This is a genomic window from Photobacterium sp. Ph5 (genome assembly GCF_022129445.1).
Taxonomy (GTDB): domain Bacteria; phylum Pseudomonadota; class Gammaproteobacteria; order Enterobacterales; family Vibrionaceae; genus Photobacterium.
On record NZ_JADQAQ010000024.1, the window covers coordinates 1 to 19,981 of the forward strand.

Genomic DNA, 19,981 nt, shown 5'->3' on the forward strand with positions numbered 1-19,981 from the left:
GACTAAACAATGGTTTTTAGAGCAAGGTTTAGTTGATCTTGGGCACGTTGCAACATGGTATGTGTTCAGTGAATATACTGAATGGAAATGTGCATGAGCCGTATACGAGACCCGTACGTACGGTTCTGTGAGAGGGATGAGGGGGCAACGCCTCACCCTACTCGATATGTGTTATTTAAAGTTTGTATTTTTACAGCGAGTAAAGAATATTGGAACCGTAGGTCAAACTGGTTAATAACAGTGAATTTTTATTAATCACATCAATCCGGCGGCTTTCTTGTGCATTCATCCTGAAAATATCTTTTACAACATTGAGTTGTTGGTCATCAAAATCAACATTTGTTCCTGATGTGACGTCTTTAAATTCGGTAGGTTCAGTCAGTAAGTAGCCACCACTGACATCCCAATGCCCTGATTCAGAAATATGAATCGTTACGGGTTTAGGTGTATTGCTGTATAGCTCTAACATCGTAATACGTGAGTATGTATGATTGGGTAAATACACCATATTACTGCTTTGTTTTACTTTACGTAGTGTGCCTAAATTATCGAGTTGTGTTGGTTCAATACGGCTAAATGTCGTACTTTGCCATTCTCGAGACATTAGCAGTTGCTCTTGCTTGTAATCAGTTGAAAAATAAACCCAACTACAAATAGTGATAGAGATAGCAAGGATCACAAAAGGCCAATACTTACGAATAATGTGAGGGAAGGTAGCCGGAGAATTTACTGACATAATTTCGCATTATCCTCATGGCTAGTTAATAAACGCAATGTAATGTTTTCCATTGGCACGCTACTACCATGTAAGTAATTTAAATACAGTTGATTATTCTGCCCACCAGTGACAATGACTTCGGTTGGTTTACCTTCATCTTGATGATTTTTCAAATAATTACTTACACAACTGCTGATCATATTGTTCCAATCTTTCATCACTGGATTACTTATAGGCGTGTAAACTTTTATACCTTCTACTTGGAGAAGAGGACGAAAAGCTGCTGACTTTGGTGGCATACTTAAATTCACCGCTACTGGTAATATCAAGGCGATCACCAATGCAATCCAACCAAGCCATGTTACTTTTGTTTTGGTTTCTGTTGATGATGGTATAGAGGATTCAAATACTAATTTTTCTTCTACGATCTCGCTATCTGGAGCATCAACACTTGGTGACTCAAGAGGAGGGGTATGCTCTTGATGTGGTAGGTTTTCAAGAGGTGTGACATTACTATCAGCCTCTTCCTCACCGACATAAGTTTCAACAGTAGCAATGATTTGATAACCGCGTTTAGGCACGGTTTTTACAAATGCGGGTGACTTAGTTGAGTCTTTTAATGCTTTACGTAATGTTGAAATCGCTTGCGTTAAACTTGAGTCATCGACTTCAAAGCCTTGTTCACGCCAGACATAATCGTGAATACGTTGGCGAGTAATAATAAGGCTTGGGTCTTCGATTAGAAGATTCAAGGCACGGCTCTCATTACTGCCCAAACGAATTAACTCATTATTTTCTAGTTTATCAATCAAACTGTTATCGTTTGGATCAAAAATGAATCGTTGTCCGATTAAAAACTTTTTTGCGTGTGTAGGCATTTATGTAACCTTAGCAATGGTCTTCTAATTATTCATTGTTCTATAAGTTTGCTGAATGGTTTCTTAATCTAAAAATATAAAACGTAATCTGAAAAAATATAAAAAATAAAAAACGTGCTATTTTAGGTTGAAATTATACCGTTTGACCATATTTATCTTAAAAATAACACCTAACAATTTTCAATGGAGTAGAGATGAGCGAGCAAGTCGTTGATAATAATAAGGAAACTCGTGGTTTTCAATCAGAAGTAAAACAATTACTTCACCTAATGATCCATTCACTTTACTCGAATAAAGAGATTTTCTTACGTGAATTGATCTCAAATGCATCTGATGCTGCAGATAAGTTACGTTTCAAAGCGTTATCGCAACCTGATCTGTACGGTAACGATTCTGACCTATGCGTTAAGTTATCAATCAATGAACAGGCGGGTACATTAACTATTAGTGATAATGGTATTGGTATGACCCGTGAGCAGGCGATTGAGCATTTAGGCACTATTGCTAAGTCCGGCACGAAAGAATTTTTCTCTCAGCTAAAAGAAGATGAAAGTAAAGACTCACAATTGATTGGTCAGTTTGGTGTCGGTTTCTACTCAGCATTCATCGTGGCAGATTCGGTAACGGTTAATACACGTGCAGCTGATGTTGCTGCTGATGATGCGGTAAGTTGGCAGTCTGCTGGTGAAGGTGATTACAGCATTGAAACCATCACTAAAGCGAATCGTGGTACTGATATTATCTTGCACTTACGTGAAGATGATAAAGAGTTCCTAAATGAGTATCGCTTACGTGAGATCGTGGGTAAGTATTCAGACCATATTGGTATTCCTGTTCTTATTCAAACCGAAGAAAAAGACGAAGAAGGTAAAGTAACAGGAACGAAGTGGGATCAGATCAATAAAGCCCAAGCATTGTGGACACGTAATAAGTCCGACATCAGTGAGGAAGAATATAAAGAATTCTACAATCACGTTGCGCATGATTACGCAGAGCCATTGGTATGGTCACATAACCGCGTTGAAGGTAAGCAAGATTACACTAGTCTGCTTTATATCCCGTCGACTGCGCCTTGGGATCTGAATAATCGTGATGGTCAGCATGGCTTAAAGCTGTATGTACAACGTGTATTTATTATGGATGATGCACAGCAGTTCATGCCGACATATCTTCGCTTCGTGCGCGGCTTAATTGATTCAAACGATCTGCCACTGAATGTATCACGCGAAATTTTACAAGATAACAAGGTAACTCAAGCGCTACGTAAAGCGTGTACCAAGCGTGTGTTGCAAATGCTTGAGCGTATGGCGAAAAATGATGCTGAGAAGTATCAGACGTTCTGGAAAGCGTTTGGTCAGGTATTAAAAGAAGGTTTAGCTGAAGATTTTGCGAATCGCGACAAAATTGCTAACTTGCTGCGTTTTAGCTCTACAGAAAATGACTCACAAGAGCAAACAGTATCGCTTGCCGATTACGTGAGCCGCATGAAAGAAAACCAAGATAAGATCTATTATCTAACCGCAGATAATTTCAATGCAGCGAAACATAGCCCACACCTAGAGCAATTCCGTGCGAAAGGGTTGGAAGTGATTTTGATGTACGATCGTATTGATGAATATCTAATGGGCCACTTGCCTGAATTTGAAGGTAAGCAGTTCCAAGCTATTACCAAATCTGATCTTGATCTTTCAAGCTTTGATGATGAAGAAGTGAAAGAGAAGCAAAAAGAGACAGAAAAAGAATTTGCTTCAGTGACTGAGCGTACAAAAGGTTACCTAGGCACACGTGTAAAAGATGTACGTGCAACGTTTAAACTTCATGACACGCCAGCCGTTGTTGTGACAGATGAAAACGAAATGGGTACCCAAATGGCGAAACTGCTAGCAGCAGCAGGCCATGATGCGCCAGAGGTTCAATACATTTTTGAATTAAACCCAGAGCATGCATTGGTTAAGAAAATGGCTGATGAAGCGGATGAAGAAGTGTTTGGTCGTTGGGTTGAATTCTTGCTGGGTGAGGCGATGTTAGCAGAACGCGGTACGATGGAAGATCCTTCTCAGTTCCTTGCTGCTATTAACAAGTTGCTGATTAAATAACCAAATAACTTACTTATATCAAATACTATTCTGATAAAGTATGTAATCCAAGCTCAGTAATTGTACTGGGCTTGCGAGTCTCGCTTAATCAGTGTATTTTCACTTTTTTGCAAAATTCCACTCTATTAAAGGGGTTCACAATGCGCATCATTCTTCTGGGCGCTCCAGGTGCAGGTAAAGGTACTCAAGCTCAATTCATTATGGAAAAGTTTGGTATTCCTCAAATTTCAACTGGTGACATGCTACGTGCTGCAATCAAAGCAGGTACTGAGCTAGGCAAACAAGCGAAATCAGTGATCGATGCAGGTCAGTTGGTATCTGACGATATCATTCTTGGTCTTGTAAAAGAGCGTATTGCTGAAGAAGACTGTGCAAAAGGCTTCTTACTAGATGGTTTCCCACGCACAATTCCTCAAGCTGATGGCCTAAAAGAAAATGGCGTTAATGTTGATTACGTTATCGAGTTTGATGTGGCTGACGATGTGATCGTTGAGCGTATGGCGGGTCGTCGTGCTCACCTTCCTTCTGGTCGTACTTACCATGCAGTTTACAACCCACCAAAGGTTGAAGGTAAAGATGACGTAACAGGTGAAGATCTTGTTATCCGTGAAGACGACAAAGAAGAAACAGTTCGTGCACGTCTAAATGTTTACCACACACAAACTGCTCCTCTTATCGAATACTACGGTAAAGAAGCAGCAGCGGGTAACACGAAATACCTTAAGTTTGACGGTACACTTCCTGTTGCTGAAGTGAGCGCTGAGCTAGAAAAAGCATTAGCTTAATATTGATATAGGCTGTTTTAGATAGCTTGTAGCAATGAAAAAAAACGGGCTTACCTATTGGTATAGTCCGTTTTTTTATGGTTTAAATAGTGGTTAATAAAGGCGGGATACGTCTTTTTCTGATCAAAGTGATCTAAAAGCAGTGGGCTTTCGTTTAGGTCCAGTTGCATGATTATTATTTTCTTGATCAGAAAGCTTGATATAGGACAGATAAGAGCGAAAACCGATGAATAAAGACAATAAAAAATACGGTGTATTGTTAGTTAACTTAGGCACTCCTGATGCGCCAACGGCTGCTGGAGTAAAACAATTTCTATCTCAATTTTTACATGATCATCGTGTCGTTGATATGACCCGTTGGTTATGGTGCCCAATTTTACACGGCGTAATTTTGCCGATTCGCTCACCGAAAGTTGCTAAATTATATCAATCTGTTTGGATGGAAGATGGCTCCCCATTGATGGTGTATTCAAAACGCCAACAAAAAGCATTAACAGAGATACTTCAAGTCCCAGTTGAACTGGGTATGACTTATGGTAACCCGAGTACTCAGGCTGGTTTGGAGCGTCTAAAGCAGCAAGGTTGTGATAAGGTTTTAGTTTTACCGTTATATCCGCAGTATTCAGGCACTACAACGGCTGCTGTATTTGATCGTATTGCGAAAGATTTAAAGTCAATATCGTATATCCCAGAGTTGCGCTTTATTAATCATTATTATGATCACCCTGATTATATTTCAGCGTTAGCCGAGTCGGCAAAAACGGTGTGGGCAGAAAAAGGCGAGCCTGATTACTTTTTATGTTCATATCACGGTATTCCTAAACGTTATGCTGATAATGGCGATCCGTATCCAGATCATTGTAATGGTACAACGGAGCTATTAGCGAAGATGCTTGAGATGCCGCGTGAAAAAATGAGTATGAGCTATCAGTCGATTTTCGGACGTGAAGAATGGTTAAAACCGTATACTGAAGGCACGATAAAATTATTGGCTGAGAAAGGGGTAAAACGTCTTGATGTGATGTGTCCTGCATTCTCTGTTGACTGTTTAGAAACCCTAGAAGAAATTGCCGAACAGTGTAAAGACGTCTTTATTGAAGCGGGTGGGGTAGAATTTAATTTGATCCCTTGCCTCAATGATAGCCAAGCCCACATCGCAATGATGGAAAACTTGGTGAAACAACACGTTCAAGGTTGGGAGTAGTCAGTTTCTTTTCTGTAAATCACATTGACGGTAACGTTTACGCTCTCATTTGTGTTGATATATCTCAAAACCAATGAGAGCTTTTGCTTTTATGTTCTATATTCTGTGATAGAATTCGCAAAATTTACAACTTGATAGCGCATAGACATGAAATTTCCAGGCCAACGAAAATCTAAGCATTACTTTCCGGTACATGCTCGCGATCCACTTTTAAGTCAAACAAAACAAGAGAAGCGTCTAGCACGTACTCATGTTGTTGGTATTGACCAGACATTGGTAGATATTGAAGCTTATGTGGATGATGAATTCCTGGAACGCTATGAGTTAAGTAAAGGCCATTCTTTGGTTATTACTGATGAAAAAGCAGAAGCGCTATATCAAGAGTTAAAAGAGAACAACCTTGTTACTCATGAGTTTGCTGGTGGCACGATTGGTAACACGCTACACAACTACTCTGTGTTGGCGGATGACAAATCTGTTCTTCTTGGTGTGATGAGTAAAGACATTGAGATCGGTAGTTACGCGTACCGTTACCTTTGTAATACATCCAGCCGTATGGACATGAACTACCTTCAGCCTGTAGATGGTCCTATTGGTCGTTGTTTTGCTCTTATTTCAAAAGATGGTGAACGTACGTTTGCTATCAACGAAGGTAAGATGAACCAACTTGAACCAGATAGTATTCCTGAATGTGTGTTTGAAAATGCTTCTGCGCTTGTGCTAACCGCTTATTTAGTGCGTTGTAAGCCTGGTGATCCTATGCCAGCAGCAACAATGCGTGCCATTGAATATGCGAAAAAATACGATGTGCCAGTGGTATTAACATTAGGTACTAAATTTGTTATTCAAGACGATCCACAATGGTGGCGTGACTTCCTTCGTGATCATGTAACGGTAGTTGCTATGAACGAAGATGAAGGTGAAGCGTTAACCGGTGAATCTGATCCGCTTGTGGCTGCTGATAAAGCATTAGAATGGGTTGACCTTGTTCTATGTACAGCCGGTCCTGTCGGTTTATATACTGCAGGTTACACCGAAGATAATGCTAAGCGTGAAACAAGCTTACCGTTACTTCCTGGTGATATTGCTGAATTTAACCGCTATGAATTTAGCCGACCAATGCTTAAAGCAGCTTGTGATAACCCAATTAAAGCATATTCACATATTGCACCATACATGGGTGGTCCTGAGCGTATTAAGAATACTAACGGTGCTGGTGATGGTGCTCTATCTGCTTTATTGCATGATATGTCTGCAAACCGTTACCATAAAGAAAACGTACCAAATTCGAGTAAACACCAATACACGTTTTTAACTTACTCATCGTTCTCACAGGTTTGTTTATATTCAAACCGTGTAAGCTACGAAGTATTGGCACAGTACTCTCCTCGTTTATCTCGTGGTCTGCCAGAGCGTGAAGATAGCTTGGAAGAAGCATACTGGGAACGTTAAGTTTCATATAGATATAAAAAAAACCGCCAACGCATTTTCATGCTTGGCGGTTTTTTATTACATGCAGTTTAGAGCAAGTTTATTTTTTATAAGCTTCGTTATGTACTGCAGCAATAGCACGACCTGATGGATCAGCAGCATTTTTAAAGCTTTCATCCCATTCAATCGCTTTTGCGCTTGAACAAGCGATAGATGGACCACCCGGAACACATTTCGCTGCACTTTCTAGCGGGAACAACTCTTCAAAGATCTCACGGTATGCGTAAGCTTCTTTGGTTGTTGGTGTGTTGTAAGGGAAGCGGTAAGCCGCCGTTTCAAGTTGTTGATCCGTTACTTTCTCTTCCGCAACTTCTTTGAGCGTATCAATCCAGCTGTAACCTACACCATCAGAGAACTGCTCTTTTTGACGCCATGCAATAGATTCTGGTAGGTAGTGTTCAAAACACTCGCGTAAGATGTGTTTTTCCATCTTACCGTTACCACACATTTTATCTTCAGGGTTCAGACGCATTGCCACATCGATGAATTCTTTATCTAGGAATGGTACTCGACCTTCAACACCCCATGCCGCTAGTGATTTGTTTGCACGTGCACAGTCAAACATGTTAAGCGCAAGTAGTTTACGTACAGTTTCTTCGTGGAACTCTTTAGCGTTTGGCGCCTTGTGGAAGTATAAGTAACCACCAAAGATCTCATCTGCACCTTCACCAGAAAGTACCATTTTGATACCCATCGCTTTGATTTTACGTCCCATTAAGAACATTGGGGTAGAGGCACGAATGGTTGTAACATCGTAAGTTTCAATGTGATAAATAACATCACGGATCGCATCAAGGCCTTCTTGAATGGTGTAAGTCATTTCATGGTGAACGGTACCAATCTTATCTGCAACTTCACGCGCAGCTTTTAAATCAGGCGCGCCTTCAAGACCCACGGCAAAAGAGTGAAGTTGTGGCCACCATGCTTCAGATTGATCATTATCTTCAATACGCATTGCAGCAAAGCGTTTTGCCACTGCTGATGTAATTGATGAATCTAAACCACCTGATAGTAGTACACCATAAGGTACATCTGTCATTAACTGACGCTTAATAGCCGCTTCTAGTGCTTCAGTTAATTCTTCTTTGCTGGTTGAGTTACCTTGTACGGCTGCGTACTCATTCCAATCACGGGTGTAATAACGCTGAGGCTCTGCGTCAGTACTACCGTAGTAACAACCAGGAGGGAATTCGCTTACTGTTTTACACACAGGCACCAGCGCTTTCATTTCTGATGCAACATAGTAGTTACCGTTTTCATCAAAGCCTTGGTACAACGGAATAATACCAATGTGATCACGACCTACAAGGTAAGTATCTTTTTCTTCGTCATAAAGAACAAAGGCGAAAATGCCGTTAAGCTCTTCAAGTAACTCTTCGCCCATATCTTGGTATAGCGCAAGAATAACTTCACAGTCTGAATCTGTTTGGAAATCGTATTTGCCTTCATAGCGAGCACGGATTTCTTTGTGATTGTAGATTTCACCGTTAACAGCAAGGATTAATTTTTTATCTGGGCTATAAATGGGCTGAGCACCACTGTTTAGACCAACGATAGCAAGACGTTCATGCGCAAGAATGGCATGTTCTGATGCATAAATACCTGACCAGTCTGGGCCGCGGTGACGAAGCTTTTTCGACATTTCTAATGCGATAGGACGCAATGCTGCTGCGTCGCTCTTAATGTCTAGGATCCCAAATACAGAACACATAGTAATACCACTCCAACGTTATCTTTTTATATCCATAAATCTTAGAAACACTGATGTAACCAAAAGGTTTTTATAATGAAAACAAATCTTTTTATTTCTGTGTGTTTCTCTTTGATTGTTAAAATTGCGTATTCTGAAGTAAATTGCAATAAAAAATCTTCAATCCATTAAAATAAAACGTCTTAGGTGAATAATATTCAGTTTAAGTATCGTTAACTGAATTAAATCTAATGTCTTTGGCTTTTTATTTAAAAAAAATAAACAGTAGTTGTTACCACTGTTTATTTTTTGCTGCGAAATAAGGAGGCGTTCCTATAGGATTATGATTTGATTGCTGTTATGTCAGGCTTTAAGTAATCACACACATTACGAGCAAAACCACTGCCAGCCTCACTGAAGATGTTGAATACAGCATCGATACCTTGTTCATACAGTAACTCTTCATCATCATTGTACTGAGCTATTGCCGCTATTTTACCTTGGAAGTGACGAGCTTTAATCTGCTCTAAGGCATAAACATTCGCCTGACTATGCGGCATTGCTAATAAAATAAGCGTGATGCGTTCTTTGCTGATCACTCGCGCCCAAAAATCAGGATCAGTCGCATCGCCTTGAATTACATTGCGTCCTTCTTTGCGTTGCTGCTCGGCAGATTCTTCTCGAGTTTCTACACCAATGATTTGCTTGCCGTAACGCGCTTGTAATTCATCATATGCGCCTGTACCTATTCGACCCATACCAAGAATTAACACTTTTGATTGTCCGAGATCGATCAGTTTATCGTCGGCATTTAACTTTTCGGGTTCAAATTCTTTTAGCCATTTTGATGCTTCCGTATAAAGTTTATGGCTCATACTATTAAGGGGGGCTGCGAGCAAAAATGAAAAAGAAACGGCGATAGCAATCGCGACTAAGAAAGTACCTGGCAATAGTCCTAGCTTATAAGCTACACCACCGACAATTAAACCAAACTCGCTGTAATTAAATAACGTTAACGTCGCAAGCATAGAGGTACGGACGCGATAACGACATAAATGGAATACACCGTAGTACAACAGACCTTTAAGCGGTAGTAAGAGTAGTAATACAAATGCCATCAGCAGCCCATTGAGGGTAGGGGTTTCTGATAAGCCAATATTTAAGAAGAAGCAAACAAGCAGCAGTTCTTTAAAGTTAAAGAGTGATTTTGCCATTTCAGAAGACTTGGCATGTCCAGCCATTAACATACCGATTAATAGGGCGCCTAAATCGGGCTTCATGCCAACCCATTTAAATAACCCAGCCCCAAGCACTAAAGCGAGAGTAATGGCATAGAGAACAAGAACTTCACCATGACCTGCTTTGTCTAATATTTTGTATAGGATCGGGCGTAATAGCGGTAGTGCAAAGAGACCAAGTGCGTACACTTCCGGCATTTTTCCACTTGAGATAGTCAAAAATATAACGGCGAATATATCTTGCATAACCAGTATACCGATAGATACGGTACCGTATTTTGCATTTAATTCGCCTTTTTCTTGTAATAGCTTAATAGCAAATACTGTACTTGAAAAAGATAGTGCAAATCCGATGAGGATTAATTGGCTTAAGTCCATATCGCCAAACATAGTTAAGCCAAGCTGTTTCAATACCAATAAACATAGGGTAAATAAGGCGGTTGATAACAGGTTATGTAAGGTAGCGCCACCCCACACTTCTTTTTTAAGTAAGGATTTTACATCCAGCTTTAAACCGATGGTAAAAAGCAGCAATGTGACACCTAAATTAGCCAAAGTTTCTAATGCAGGTGTAGAGGTAAAACCAAAACTGTTAAGGCTAAAGCCTGCGACAAGGAAACCAACCAAAGGAGGGAGTTTACAGCGTAAGGCTATAAAGCCGATGATGAAAGCAGTAAGTATGTAGATAAATTCCATATCTTGTACAACATCCTTGCAAGATAATTATTGGATAGAAATAGAATAGTGAGATAAGGGGCGTATTGAATAAATACGCCCCTTATCTATTGTTATAATCGTTTTATTGAAATCAGTCTTCGAGTAAACGCTGTAACAACACACCATTTAGCATTGCGCGTTTAATCATAGAAAACGCACCAATGGTTGGTTGGTTATAAAGTTCAGATGCAACAATCGGTAAATCATGATGAAACCTTGATAGTGATTGCGTTTCAATGCAGCGACGAATTGCTGGAAAGACAATGTCTTGAGCGTGTGTAATGTTACCCGCAAGAATGATTTTTTGAGGGTTGAACAAATTAATCGTCATCGCAAGTGCTTTACCCAATTGATTTCCAACTTTTATCAATGCTTGGGTTGCTAATTCATCACCACTATTAGCCGCATCACAAATAGCAAGCATTGTTAAATCTTCAAGCTCTTGTAATGAGCTAGGATAACCTTGGTCGAGTAACTGTTGAACATGTTTAACTATAGCGGGATCGGCTGCTACTGTTTCTAGGCAACCAAAATTACCACACTGGCATTTATCGCCTAAAGGATCGATCTGAATATGGCCGATCTCGCCCACGTTACGGTTAAAGCCTAGGAATACTTGACCATTAACAATAATGCCAGCACCAGTGCCGTGGTGAACACTGACTAAAATTGAATCTTTACAATCACGGCTGGCACCAAAGTAATGTTCAGCTAATGCTAAACCTCGAATATCATTACCAACAAAACAAATAACACCGAATTGTTTTTTAATAATGTCGGCTAATGGAAAGTTATTAACATCAATATGTGGCATATATTCCACAATACCATGTTCAGGGTTCACTAAACCGGGAAGTGCAATACCAAATGCAACCAGCTCTTTCATTACATTTTGGTTATTACTGATGAAGTTTTGGATATGCTCGAGTAAGCCATCAATTAAAGCTTGTTGATCGGTATAAGAAAATGGGTGAGCAGTACCTGTGATATGGGTACCACTTAAATCATAAAGGGTTATTTCAATATAATTTCGACCAATACGTACTGCAATCGAATGAAATGCTGCTGATTCTGTTGTTAGCGATATTGCTCGTCGTCCACCGGTTGATGCTTGTTGCGCGACTTCTTTGATTAGCCCACGCTCAAGTAGTTGGCGGGTGATTTTTGTAACACTAGCAGGTGCTAGCTGACTAACATCAGCAACCTGAATACGTGAAATAGGGCCCTGTAAGTCAATCAAGCGATAAACAGCTGCGCTATTAAGCTGTTTTACGAGATCAACATTACCAATTTGTCCGCCTGTCATAATTAGTTCTGCTCATTTTCACTGTTAATAATAACGCTTGAATACTATTGTTAATCGATAAGGTTTGTTATGACCTATTGCTAACTTCATTCAATACGTTCCCTTGTTTCAACACTGTATCTATTCATCGTTATTCGTGTTGCTTGGCTTAATATGTAGTTTTATATACATAAATGCCTTCAAGTAATATACCTGTGTGGTTGCAAAAAGAAAGTTATCGAGGTTTACGCCTGCTTGAGCTGTGGCATTGGTCACTAAAACTAAGTAGTTGCTCGTATGGTAGCGATTGATATCGTGGCTATGGAAATTATCAGTAATTAAATAGGCAAGAGGGACAAGATGGAATGGGACATGAAGTATTGCAGTTAATTTGCTTTGCATTGAAATAAAAACGCCGTCAATAATGACGGCGTAATATTACCACTTTAATGCGCGATTAAAGGTGATTGATGTTCTCAGCTTCTAGCTCTTGGAAGTACTTAACTGTCTTCACTTTAAGCTCTTGCGTTGCTGGCTCATCACAAACAATCATTGATTTAGGATGTAGCTGAAGTGCAGATACCGTCCATAGGTGATTCACACTGCCTTCAACAGCGGCTTGTAGCGCCTGTGCTTTGTTGTGGCCAGTGATCAGGATCATTACTTCTTCAGAATCAAGTAGTGTACCAACACCGATAGTTAGCGAGTACTTAGGTACTTGATTGATATCGCCATCGAAGAAACGAGAGTTAGCAATACGCGTTTCGTGCGTTAGTGTTTTGATACGCGTACGAGAAGCAAGAGATGATGCTGGCTCGTTAAATGCAATGTGACCATCGTTGCCTACGCCACCCATGAACAGGTTGATTTTACCGTAAGATTTGATCTTATCTTCGTAACGCTGACATTCTGCTGCGTGATCTTCTGCATTGCCGTCAAGAAGGTTGATGTTGTCTTCTTGAATGTCAACGTGGTTAAAGAAGTTGTTGTACATGAAGTTACGGTATGATTCTGGGTGATCAGAAGCCATGCCTACGTACTCATCCATGTTGAAAGTAACAACATGCTTAAAGCTTACTTCGCCAGCTTGGTATAGCTCGATAAGACGTTTGTAAGTTGCAAGTGGTGTACCACCTGTTGGTAGACCCAATACAAATGGACGCTCAGCTGATGGTTCGAATTTATTGATACGATCTGCGATGTAGCGAGCTGACCATAAACCAACATCTTTAGCGTTATTAAGCGGGATTAGTCTCACGTTGATACCTCGTTGAAGAAAGTTAAAACAGGAAAAATCTTAGCGACATAGCGCCTTTGTTTCGAATGATAAAATAAGTTTTATGATCGAGCTAGCAAAATCACTCACTTCTAACCTCCGTCGGTGATTGAGATCACAAATGGTGAGCTTTTAATTTGCGGGGCGAAATTAATTTCTTAAACTGCGGATAACTAAATACGGATAGCTTAAATCAGCTATTCAATCGCATCTAAGAAAACCATAGGGGGAACTAAGGGTGAATATTCTTGGATATTTTCAAAAAGTAGGTAAGGCATTAATGGTGCCAGTTGCAGTACTTCCTGCAGCGGCAATCTTAATGGGTATCGGTTACTGGATTGATCCGAACGGCTGGGGTGCAAACTCTGCATTAGCTGCTTTCTTGATCAAGGCAGGCGCTGCAATTATTGATAACATGTCTGTACTGTTTGCTGTTGGTGTTGCATACGGTATGTCTAAAGATAAAGATGGTGCAGCAGCACTATCCGGTTTTGTTGGTTTCCTTGTGGTAACAACGCTTCTTGCACCGGGTGCAGTAGCGCAAATTCAAGGTATTGACCCAAGCGCAGTTCCAGCTGCATTTGGTAAAATCAATAACCAATTCGTAGGTATCCTAGTAGGTATCGTGTCAGCTGAGTTGTACAACCGTTTCTCAAGCGTAGAACTACATAAAGCACTAGCGTTCTTTAGTGGTAAGCGTTTAGTACCAATTCTAACATCTGTTGCTGGTATCGTTATTGCTGGTATCTTGATGTTTGTTTGGCCATCAATTTACGGCGGTCTTGTACACTTTGGTGAAAGCATCCAAGGTATGGGTTCTGTAGGTGCGGGTATCTACGCATTCTTCAACCGTCTATTAATTCCTGTGGGTCTACACCACGCACTAAACTCAGTATTCTGGTTTGATGTTGCAGGTATTAACGATATTCCTAACTTCTTAGGTGGTGCGAAATCTATCGCTGAAGGTACAGCAACTCCAGGTATCACTGGTATGTACCAAGCTGGTTTCTTCCCAATTATGATGTTTGGTCTACCAGGTGCAGCACTTGCGATGTACCACACTGCGAAAGCGAAGAACAAAGAGCGTGTAGCATCACTACTTATCGCTGCTGGTTTTGCATCATTCTTCACAGGTGTTACTGAGCCGCTAGAATTTGCATTCATGTTCCTTGCACCAGTACTGTACGTAATTCACGCAGCACTAGCGGGTCTATCTGTATACATCGCAGCATCAATGCAGTGGATTGCAGGCTTTGGTTTCTCTGCAGGTCTAGTTGATATGTTCTTGTCATCACGCAACCCACTAGCTGTTCAGTGGTACATGCTGATTGTTCAAGGTATTGCATTCTTCTTCATCTACTACTTCATCTTCCGTTTCGCGATTGTTAAGTTCAATCTTAAAACGCCAGGCCGTGAAGATGACGACGAAGAGACTTCATCAGTTGCAGGTTCTGCAGAAACTGGCGAACTAGCTAAGCAGTACTTAAAAGCACTGGGTGGTCACGGTAACCTAGAGAACATCGATGCTTGTATTACACGTCTACGTCTAACGTTAAAAGACAGCAGTCTTGCTAACGAGAAAACGTTGAAAGCACTAGGTGCAATGGGTGTAGTTAAGCTAGGTTCAAATAACCTTCAGGTTATCCTTGGCCCTCTAGCTGAAATCGTTGCTGGCGAAATGAAGAAAATCCCAGCGTCAGAAGATCTATCTTCTGTAAAACTTCCATAATTACCTGAATTCTTCAGTAATTAAGTAATACCGCAAGACCTTTAATAAAACCGGCCTTATTATTTTTTAATAGAAATGATAGGGCCGGCATTTTGAGTACCCAACGTTTGGGCTCGTATTGATTTTCTCTTCACTTTTTTAGAAGAGATATCGGGAGAAAAGGAATATATCATGACTATTAAACTTACGGCGTTAGCATCTTTTATTGCACTAGCGGTGACTGGTTGTGCAACTCAGGGAAACAATGATCAAACTGTAGTTAATAATCTAGCGTCAAACCTAGATCTTAATTACGAAGTTGCTATTCAGCATGGTGCTGAAGAAGGCTTACAATGTAAAACACTGGGTGCGGAATGGGCATCGTGTGATTTGATTAATTTAACGCTGGAAAATAAAGGACCAGCGGTGACGAATAAAGACTGGAAAATTTACTTTAGCAGTATTCGTCAAATCCTAGAAGTGCAGAATGATCAATTCAAAGTTACTCACGTAACAGGTGATCTACATACACTGGAACCAACAGATAAGTTCGATGGTTTTGCTGAAGGTGAAAAGGTTGTTATCCCTTACATCGGTGAATATTGGACCTTATTTGAAAACGATTACATGCCTCGTGCATACGTAACAGCAGGTAATGCAGAACCAAAAACAATCGTTAGCACAGATACAGCTAACCCTGCTGATTACTTAACGCCATTAAAAGGCGATCAATTTAAGCGTGTTAAAGCGGATAACAACGTATTAGCGACACCAGAAACACGTTTTGAGAAAAACAGCGATGTAAACTTAGTGGCTTCTGAAGAAGTAGCTGGCACTATTTTACCTACACCGCTAAGTACTAAATTAACTGGCGATACTGTTTCTCTAGCTAACGGTATTAAGATCGACAACCTAACACTACCTGCAGATATGATGGCTGCAGTAGATGCTCGTTTAGCACAGCTTGGTGTGAACGCGCAGGGTGAGTACCCAGTAAAAGTAACAATTTTACCAGGTTCGTTTAAGAAGGATCAGCAAATTGTTGGTGCCTATAAGCTAGACGTAACTAAGAAGGGCGCAACCGTTACTGGTTTTGATAACCAAGGTGCGTTCTACGGTATGCAGTCTCTGATCTCACTGATGTCTACTGGTGCAGAGAACAGCATTCCAACATTAAATGTATTGGACGCACCACGTTTTGATTATCGTGGTGTAATGGTTGATGTGGGTCGTAACTTCCACTCTAAAGAAGCGATCCTACGTACGCTAGAACAAATGGCAGCGTACAAGATGAACAAATTTCACTTCCACCTATCAGATGATGAAGGTTGGCGTATCGAAATTCCGGGTCTTCCAGAATTGACAGAAATCGGTGGTAAGCGTTGTCATGATTTATCAGAAACAAGCTGTCTTCTTCCTCAACTAGGCTCAGGCCCAACATCTGAGAACGATGGTTCAGGTTTCTACAGCAAGCAAGATTACTTAGATATTCTAAAATATGCGAAAGCACGCGGTATTGAAGTGATCCCTGAAATTGATATGCCAGCTCACGCACGTGCAGCGGTAGTAGCAATGGAAGCACGTTACAAGCGTCTAGCGGCTGAAGGCAAGATGGATGAAGCGAATGAATATCGCTTGATGGATCCACAAGATACGTCAAACGTAACGACAGTACAGTTCTACGATAAGCGTAGTTTCATTAACCCATGTATGGATTCGTCTGCAAAGTTTGTTGATAAAGTCATTACTGAAATTCAAGCAATGCATAAAGATGCGGGTATGCCGCTAAATACATGGCACTTCGGTGGTGATGAAGCGAAGAATATTAAGTTAAATGCGGGCTTCCAAGATATTAACGCTGCAGAGCCAACAGCTTGGACGGGTTCTATTGATCAATCTAAGCAAGATAAGCCATACCAAAAGTCACCAATGTGTCAGAAATTGATCGCAGAAGGTGTGGTAAGTGATTACGATCGCCTACCAAGCTACTTTGCTGAGCGTGTAAGTGCTGTGGTGAATGGCAAAGGTATTGAGAACTTCCAAGCATGGCAAGATGGCTTGAAGTACTCGAAAGATGCGAAAGCATTTGAAACAGATAACGTACGTGTGAACTTCTGGGACGTTCTATACTGGGGTGGTGGTGCATCTGCATACGAGTGGGCTAACAAAGGCTACGATGTAGTAGTATCAAACCCAGATTACGTATACATGGATATGCCATACGAAGTAGATCCATCAGAGCGTGGTTACTACTGGGCAACACGTGCAACTGACACCCGTAAGATGTTTGGTTTTGCGCCAGAGAACTTACCTCAGAACGCAGAAACATCACTCGATCGTGATGGTAATGGTTTTGCAAGTAAAGGTACGGTTGAATCAAAAGGCTTCCACGGCCTATCTGCACAGCTTTGGAGTGAAACTGTAGGTAATGATGATCAATACGAGTACATGGTATTCCCTCGCGTACTAGCAGCCGCTGAGCGTGCATGGCACAAAGGTGAGTGGGAGAATGAGTACCAAGCAGGTATTGAATACTCACAAGATTCAAATCTTGTGAATAAGAAAGCCCTTCACAACGAGTGGGAGCGTTTTGCTAACGTTCTTGGTCAACGTGAACTGGCTAAGCTAGATGCTGCAGGAATTCAGTACCGTGTACCAGTACCAGGTGCGAAAATTGAAAATGGTAAGCTTACAATGAACGTAAGTATGCCTGGCCTAGCGCTACAATACTCAACGGATGAAGGTAAAACGTGGAACACTTACAATGCGAAAGCACAACCAAGTGTGACGGGTAACGTTGAAATCCGAGCAGTAAGTGCAGATGGTAAACGTTTCAGCCGTGTAACATCACTATAAGTTACGATGTAAACACGCTTTAACTGTTAAAATATCAGCCGATGGAGGGGAACCTTCATCGGCTTTTTTCATTAAGTTAAGTAAAAATCATGGCTATCATATTAATGGTCATGTTTTTAATGCGCCGAATTAGGGCATTAATGTATAGTGTCTGTATACAAACTCCGTTATTACGGGGCTTTTTTATCCATATCGACAAACAATGCATACTATTTGTTGAGTCATGAGCCATATTTATGGATCATATACAGTTCTCAATCCTGTAAGCACACGAGGTGTAATTGATGAGTGAATCTGAAGCTCGTCCAACTAACTTTATTCGCCAAATCATTGATGCGGATTTAGCAAGTGGCAAACATACAAGCGTACATACCCGATTCCCGCCAGAGCCGAATGGTTACCTGCACATCGGTCATGCGAAATCTATTTGTTTGAACTTCGGTATTGCTCAGGACTATCAGGGCCAATGTAATCTTCGTTTTGATGATACAAACCCTGAGAAAGAAGACATCGAATACGTTGAGTCTATTAAGAACGATGTTAACTGGTTGGGCTTTGAGTGGAGCGGTGAGATTTGTTATTCATCAAACTACTTCGATAAGCTATACGGGTTCGCAATTGAATTGATTAATAAAGGCTTAGCGTATGTTGATGAGCTAAGTCCAGAGCAGATGCGTGAGTACCGCGGCACATTAACTGAGCCGGGTAAGCATAGCCCATACCGTGATCGTAGCGTTGAAGAAAACTTAGCGCAATTCGATAAAATGAAGAACGGCGAAGTTGAAGAAGGCAAAATGTGTCTTCGTGCCAAGATCGACATGGCATCACCATTTATGGTTATGCGTGATCCTGTGATCTACCGTGTACGTTTTGCTACTCACCACCAAACCGGTGACAAGTGGTGCATTTACCCAATGTACGACTTTACGCACTGTATTTCTGATGCGTTAGAGGGCATTACGCACTCTATCTGTACGCTTGAGTTCATGGATAACCGTCGTTTGTACGATTGGGTTCTTGAAAACATTACTATCGATTGTACACCGCACCAGTACGAGTTTAGCCGCCTAAACCTTGAATACACTGTGATGTCTAAGCGTAAGCTAAATCAACTTGTGACTGAGAAATTGGTTGATGGCTGGGATGATCCACGTATGCCAACCATTTCTGGCCTACGTCGTCGTGGCTTTACACCAGCATCTATGCGTGAATTCTGTAAGCGTATTGGTGTGACTAAGCAAGACAACACCATCGAGATCAGCTCACTAGAATCTTGTATTCGTGATGATCTAAATGAAAATGCTCCACGTGCAATGGCTGTTCTTGATCCAGTTAAAGTTGTGATTGAAAACTTTGATGGCGAAACAGAAATGCTAACAGTGGCTAATCACCCGAATAAACCAGAAATGGGTTCGCGTGAAGTGCCATTTAGCCGTGAGCTGTACATTGAGCGTGAAGATTTCCGCGAAGAAGCGAATAAGAAATACAAGCGTTTAGTGTTAGGTAAAGAAGTGCGTCTACGTGGTGCATACGTTATTCAAGCTGATCGTATCGAGAAAGATACAGAAGGTAATATCACAACAATCTTCTGTTCTTACGATAAAGACACATTAGGTAAGAATCCAGCAGATGGCCGTAAAGTAAAAGGTGTTATTCACTGGGTATCAGCAGAAGCCGGTATTCCAGCTGAAATTCGTCTATATGATCGCTTATTCACAGTGCCAAACCCTGGTGCTGCAGATGATTTCGTATCAGTGATCAACCCTGAATCACTAACGGTAGTGAACGGTTTCGTAGAGCCATCGTTGGTTGCAGCTGAAGCTGAAAAAGCATTCCAGTTTGAGCGTATGGGTTACTTCTGTGCAGATAATAAAGATTCAAGCCCTGAGCATTTAGTCTTTAACCGTACAGTAGGTTTACGTGACACATGGGCTAAAATTGGCGACTAATTTAGTCTCTAGTTTTTGCTAATAAAAAGCCGCATCACTCGTGTGATGCGGCTTATTTTTTATAATTGTCCCGTACTGAATCTACGATCT

The 19,981-nt window shown here is 40.9% G+C and carries 14 protein-coding genes; 7 read left to right on the forward strand and 7 right to left on the reverse strand.

The genetic code is table 11. The features are described 5' to 3' along the window. Positions 1-190: 190 nt before the first annotated feature. A complete protein-coding gene (locus I3259_RS10880; RefSeq protein WP_238029640.1) occupies positions 191-736 on the reverse strand; it encodes a regulatory protein ToxS in 546 nt (181 codons plus the stop codon). Further along, positions 727-1,596: a transcriptional regulator gene (locus I3259_RS10885; protein ID WP_238029641.1), complete on the reverse strand. Its 870-nt coding sequence runs from the start codon at positions 1,594-1,596 to the stop codon at positions 727-729. Before I3259_RS10885 ends, I3259_RS10880 begins: the two co-directional genes overlap by 10 nt. Before the next feature lie 194 nt (positions 1,597-1,790). Between I3259_RS10885 and htpG the strand changes: the two genes are divergently transcribed. The 4 genes from htpG to I3259_RS10905 all read left to right on the forward strand — a co-directional run bounded on the left by htpG (position 1,791) and on the right by I3259_RS10905 (position 7,133). Continuing rightward, a complete protein-coding gene (gene htpG / locus I3259_RS10890; RefSeq protein WP_238029642.1) occupies positions 1,791-3,692 on the forward strand; it encodes a molecular chaperone HtpG in 1,902 nt (633 codons plus the stop codon). Positions 3,693-3,832: 140 nt separating this feature from the next. Further along, the gene (gene adk / locus I3259_RS10895) at positions 3,833-4,477 is read left to right on the forward strand and encodes an adenylate kinase (RefSeq protein ID WP_238029643.1); all 645 of its coding nucleotides are present in this window, start codon (positions 3,833-3,835) and stop codon (positions 4,475-4,477) included. Positions 4,478-4,703: 226 nt separating this feature from the next. Next, entirely contained in the window at positions 4,704-5,681 is a 978-nt protein-coding gene (hemH, locus tag I3259_RS10900) for a ferrochelatase (RefSeq protein WP_238029644.1), read from the forward strand. Between the two features lie 147 nt (positions 5,682-5,828). After that, complete coding sequence (locus tag I3259_RS10905) at positions 5,829-7,133, forward strand: inosine/guanosine kinase (RefSeq protein ID WP_238029645.1); 1,305 nt, start codon at positions 5,829-5,831, stop codon at positions 7,131-7,133. Between the two features lie 79 nt (positions 7,134-7,212). Here the strand turns inward: I3259_RS10905 and asnB are convergent, their stop codons facing one another. From asnB to nagB, 5 genes are all read right to left on the reverse strand, one after another. Further along, positions 7,213-8,883 (reverse strand): asparagine synthase B, encoded by a 1,671-nt coding sequence (gene asnB, locus I3259_RS10910; RefSeq protein ID WP_238029646.1) that lies wholly within the window; start codon positions 8,881-8,883, stop codon positions 7,213-7,215. Positions 8,884-9,203: 320 nt separating this feature from the next. Then, positions 9,204-10,796 (reverse strand): cation:proton antiporter family protein, encoded by a 1,593-nt coding sequence (locus I3259_RS10915; protein WP_238029647.1) that lies wholly within the window; start codon positions 10,794-10,796, stop codon positions 9,204-9,206. 112 nt (positions 10,797-10,908) lie between these two features. Continuing rightward, positions 10,909-12,123, reverse strand: a complete 1,215-nt coding sequence (locus I3259_RS10920) for an ROK family protein (RefSeq protein WP_238029648.1) — start codon at positions 12,121-12,123, stop codon at positions 10,909-10,911. 120 nt (positions 12,124-12,243) lie between these two features. Further along, complete coding sequence (locus I3259_RS10925) at positions 12,244-12,504, reverse strand: hypothetical protein (protein ID WP_238029649.1); 261 nt, start codon at positions 12,502-12,504, stop codon at positions 12,244-12,246. A gap of 55 nt (positions 12,505-12,559) precedes the next feature. Beyond that, positions 12,560-13,360 carry a glucosamine-6-phosphate deaminase gene (nagB, locus tag I3259_RS10930; RefSeq protein ID WP_238029650.1) on the reverse strand — a complete coding sequence of 267 codons (801 nt, stop codon included), beginning with the start codon at positions 13,358-13,360 and terminating at the stop codon, positions 12,560-12,562. Between the two features lie 256 nt (positions 13,361-13,616). Between nagB and nagE the strand changes: the two genes are divergently transcribed. The 3 genes from nagE to glnS all read left to right on the forward strand — a co-directional run bounded on the left by nagE (position 13,617) and on the right by glnS (position 19,891). Then, a complete protein-coding gene (nagE, locus tag I3259_RS10935) occupies positions 13,617-15,107 on the forward strand; it encodes an N-acetylglucosamine-specific PTS transporter subunit IIBC (protein WP_238029651.1) in 1,491 nt (496 codons plus the stop codon). A gap of 171 nt (positions 15,108-15,278) precedes the next feature. Further along, positions 15,279-17,942 carry a beta-N-acetylhexosaminidase gene (locus I3259_RS10940; protein WP_238029652.1) on the forward strand — a complete coding sequence of 888 codons (2,664 nt, stop codon included), beginning with the start codon at positions 15,279-15,281 and terminating at the stop codon, positions 17,940-17,942. 284 nt (positions 17,943-18,226) lie between these two features. Beyond that, complete coding sequence (gene glnS / locus I3259_RS10945; RefSeq protein ID WP_238029653.1) at positions 18,227-19,891, forward strand: glutamine--tRNA ligase; 1,665 nt, start codon at positions 18,227-18,229, stop codon at positions 19,889-19,891. Positions 19,892-19,981 lie beyond the last annotated feature (90 nt).

Excerpts from the sequence above, each read along its gene's own strand:
- I3259_RS10925 (WP_238029649.1), bottom strand. The coding sequence starts at position 12,504 with ATGCAAAGCAAATTAACTGCAATACTTCATGTCCCATTCCATCTTGTC.
- asnB (WP_238029646.1), bottom strand. The coding sequence starts at position 8,883 with ATGTGTTCTGTATTTGGGATCCTAGACATTAAGAGCGACGCAGCAGCA.
- I3259_RS10920 (WP_238029648.1), bottom strand. The coding sequence starts at position 12,123 with ATGACAGGCGGACAAATTGGTAATGTTGATCTCGTAAAACAGCTTAAT.
- I3259_RS10915 (WP_238029647.1), bottom strand. The coding sequence starts at position 10,796 with ATGGAATTTATCTACATACTTACTGCTTTCATCATCGGCTTTATAGCC.
- I3259_RS10905 (WP_238029645.1), top strand. The coding sequence starts at position 5,829 with ATGAAATTTCCAGGCCAACGAAAATCTAAGCATTACTTTCCGGTACAT.
- I3259_RS10885 (WP_238029641.1), bottom strand. The coding sequence starts at position 1,596 with ATGCCTACACACGCAAAAAAGTTTTTAATCGGACAACGATTCATTTTT.
- htpG (WP_238029642.1), top strand. The coding sequence starts at position 1,791 with ATGAGCGAGCAAGTCGTTGATAATAATAAGGAAACTCGTGGTTTTCAA.
- glnS (WP_238029653.1), top strand. The coding sequence starts at position 18,227 with ATGAGTGAATCTGAAGCTCGTCCAACTAACTTTATTCGCCAAATCATT.
- hemH (WP_238029644.1), top strand. The coding sequence starts at position 4,704 with ATGAATAAAGACAATAAAAAATACGGTGTATTGTTAGTTAACTTAGGC.
- I3259_RS10940 (WP_238029652.1), top strand. The coding sequence starts at position 15,279 with ATGACTATTAAACTTACGGCGTTAGCATCTTTTATTGCACTAGCGGTG.
- adk (WP_238029643.1), top strand. The coding sequence starts at position 3,833 with ATGCGCATCATTCTTCTGGGCGCTCCAGGTGCAGGTAAAGGTACTCAA.
- I3259_RS10880 (WP_238029640.1), bottom strand. The coding sequence starts at position 736 with ATGTCAGTAAATTCTCCGGCTACCTTCCCTCACATTATTCGTAAGTAT.